The organism is Streptomyces sp., from assembly GCF_031181555.1.
GTDB classification, from domain to species: domain Bacteria; phylum Actinomycetota; class Actinomycetes; order Streptomycetales; family Streptomycetaceae; genus Streptomyces; species Streptomyces fimbriatus.
In genome coordinates this window covers 1-2,497 of the sequence record NZ_JAPSKQ010000319.1, presented here as the reverse complement: position 1 = coordinate 2,497, position 2,497 = coordinate 1, and the positions used below count along the sequence as shown (strand labels likewise).

The following is a 2,497-nucleotide window of genomic DNA, read 5'->3' as shown; positions in this document are numbered from 1 at the left end:
GGCGGCCCTGAGAAGTCGTCCGGGACCCAACCCACGATCGGGCTTCGTCGATGGCCAGGCCGTGACCTGCCAGCGCCGGCCGCGCGTCAGCCTGCCGTGTGCGCAGGCGCAGCCGTCGGGTGCGCAGCTGCGGATGATTGCGGGAGTCGGTCGTCCCGTCACTGCCCGACCCGGCCGTCGATCCGCTCGCGCAGGAGGTCGGCGTGGCCGCAGTGGCGCGCGTACTCGGCGATCTGCGCCAGCAGGACGTCGCGCAGCCGGAGTCGGCCGCCGGGCTCGGGGCCGAGGTCGCAGTGGCCGGCGTTCGGGGTGGTGAGGTCGGTGACGCCGGCGAGGTAGCGGTCGGTGCGCTCCGTCTCCGTCCGCCACTGGCGCCAGGCGTCGTGCACGACCGCCTGGTCGGGCAGCGCGCCGTTGAAGTCGCCGTCGCGGTCCCCGTCGGTGCGGTACAGCTTCGGGGCGTCCTCGCCGGCCATGACGCGGCGGAAGTGCCGTTCCTCCTCGGTCAGGTGCCGCACCAGCCCGAGCAGGGACATGGTGGACGGCGGCACGGACCGCCGGGCCATCTGCTCCGCGTCCAGGCCCGCGCACTTCATCTCCAGGGTGAGGCGGTAGGTCCGCAGGTACTCGAGCAGAAGGCCGTGCTCACCGACGGGCTCGGCATCGGTCTCGCGAGGGTCGTCGTCCGGGTCGACCCACATGTCGGGGTAGACGGTCGCCTGCGTCCACCGGGTCGTGCTGCTGTCGTCGGTGTGCTCGTGGGAGGCCATGGGCGCATGCTGGGGGGCGGGGAGCCGGTCCGCCACCGAATTCCCGGCCGGGAGCCGCCCTGACGTCAGCGCCTGACGTTCGGGCGGCACCCGGTGCCCGGTTCACCTGCCCGCTGGGAGCCCGCACCGCTGACGCCCCCGCCCGGTGACGGCGCCGACGCCCTTGACTACGTCCGGTCCAACGCAGCGAAGACGGCCAGGCAGAGGGTCAGGCTTGCGGCGAACGCCATTCCGCAGCGGGAGAGGGCCGACGGCACGGCGGCTCCCTCCCAGCGGGCGAGGGCGAAGGCGATGGCCGCGGCGACGAGGGAGAAGAGGACGGCCACCGCCAGCGCGAGGAGCAGAAACGCCGGGAAGGTGTGTTGCATGGGGCACCGCCTGGGTCGTGTGGTGTGGATGACGAATCACGACGATCCCCGGGCGGGACCGCAGGTGGGACGGTTGGATGTTTCTCCGGTGACAACAGGGGATTGTCCGGCGAACAAACCAGGGGGGACGGGTGGCCGGCGAGAGGAAGCGGGCGGGGCGGCCGTGGGGGCCGGCCCGGGGCTCGTGCGTCGAGATCAATCAGCTGGTCGCCATGGTCCGGTCCTGGCTCGACGAATCGGGGGTGTCCGTGCGGCAGTTGCACGTACGGCTCACGCCCGAGCACTTCGTCGCCGGGGCCGTGCCCGAGTTACGCCGGTTGCGTGACCGGCTGTCCGGCGAGTCGCTGGAGTGGGATCTCGTCGAGGCCGTGGCAGACGTGTGCTTCCCTCACGAAGACGCCGACCTCTCCCGGCGGCGCCTTGGGGAGGCGAGGTCGCTGTGGGACCGGGCGCGCGTGAACCCCACAGCGGTCACGGAGGCGCAGGAGCTGGTGCCCGCTCGGGCCCTGCTGGAGGCCAAGGACCGCACCATCGAGGTCCTCCAGGAGATGCAGCGCGCCCGGCAGGCGTACGAGGCCGGTGAACGCGGGCGTCAACAGGCCCTGTCCATCGCCACGTTGCTGTTCGTGATGCTGGGGCAGGCCCAGGCGAAGGTTGCCGAGCTGAAGCGCAGGCTCGACGCGCTGGAGTCGGTCACGGTCGGCCTCCCTGACGGTCAGGGGGTGGTGGAGCTCCTTTCCCGGGCGCAGCGGCAGGAGACGGAACTACGCGAACAATTGGCTCGCGCCGAGCGGGAGCGCGGCATCGCCCAGCAGGTCGCCGACCACGCGGCACGCCGCGTTCAGGAACTGGAAGCCGAACTGGCCGAGTTGCGCCTACGCATGGGAGAGGACGAACCTTCCCCGGCACAGGAACCGGCACCGCTGCTGTCCGGGCCCGATCTGCACGCGTTCGGCCCGGACGACGCCGCGCTCAACGATGTCGACCGTGCGCTGGAGAAGGCACGCGCCGTGCTCGACGAGGAGCACGAGGCCGTCCACCAGGCCGCCGACGAGGTGGGGTACTGGCCGTCCTCAATTCCCCCGGCTTCGGCGGTGGACGCCGGCGTCTCCCTGCCCGGGCGCGTCCCGCACGGCTCGACGGGACACCTCCCCGGGTTGTCCGGAACAACCCCGGACAACCCGCCGACCAGCCAGGAGGCGTCCTTCCCCGCGCTCGAGTCCCCACGGTCCCCGGTCGCCGGCCCCCAGGGCGACCTGTCCGAGGCGGCCCATCGCATCACAAGGGGGAGGGACCCGGAGGACATCATGACGCGGCTGTGCCGGGCCCTCGTCCCGGCCGTCGCCGACGCGGTCATGG

The 2,497-nt window shown here is 72.5% G+C and carries 2 protein-coding genes and 1 pseudogene; 1 reads left to right on the top strand and 2 read right to left on the bottom strand.

Going from position 1 to position 2,497, the window contains the following annotated elements:
- Positions 1–158: 158 nt before the first annotated feature.
- A complete protein-coding gene (locus RIM90_RS31390) occupies positions 159–770 on the bottom strand; it encodes a DinB family protein (protein WP_309064128.1) in 612 nt (203 codons plus the stop codon).
- A 167-nt stretch (positions 771–937) separates the two neighbouring features.
- Complete coding sequence (locus RIM90_RS31385) at positions 938–1,138, bottom strand: hypothetical protein (RefSeq protein ID WP_309064127.1); 201 nt, start codon at positions 1,136–1,138, stop codon at positions 938–940.
- Positions 1,139–1,269: 131 nt separating this feature from the next.
- Between RIM90_RS31385 and RIM90_RS31380 the strand changes: the two are divergent.
- Positions 1,270–2,497, top strand: a pseudogene (locus tag RIM90_RS31380) (hypothetical protein); the annotation flags it as partial.

Coding starts and splice junctions, on each gene's coding strand:
- RIM90_RS31385 (WP_309064127.1), bottom strand. CDS start 1,138: ATGCAACACACCTTCCCGGCGTTTCTGCTCCTCGCGCTGGCGGTGGCC.
- RIM90_RS31390 (WP_309064128.1), bottom strand. CDS start 770: ATGGCCTCCCACGAGCACACCGACGACAGCAGCACGACCCGGTGGACG.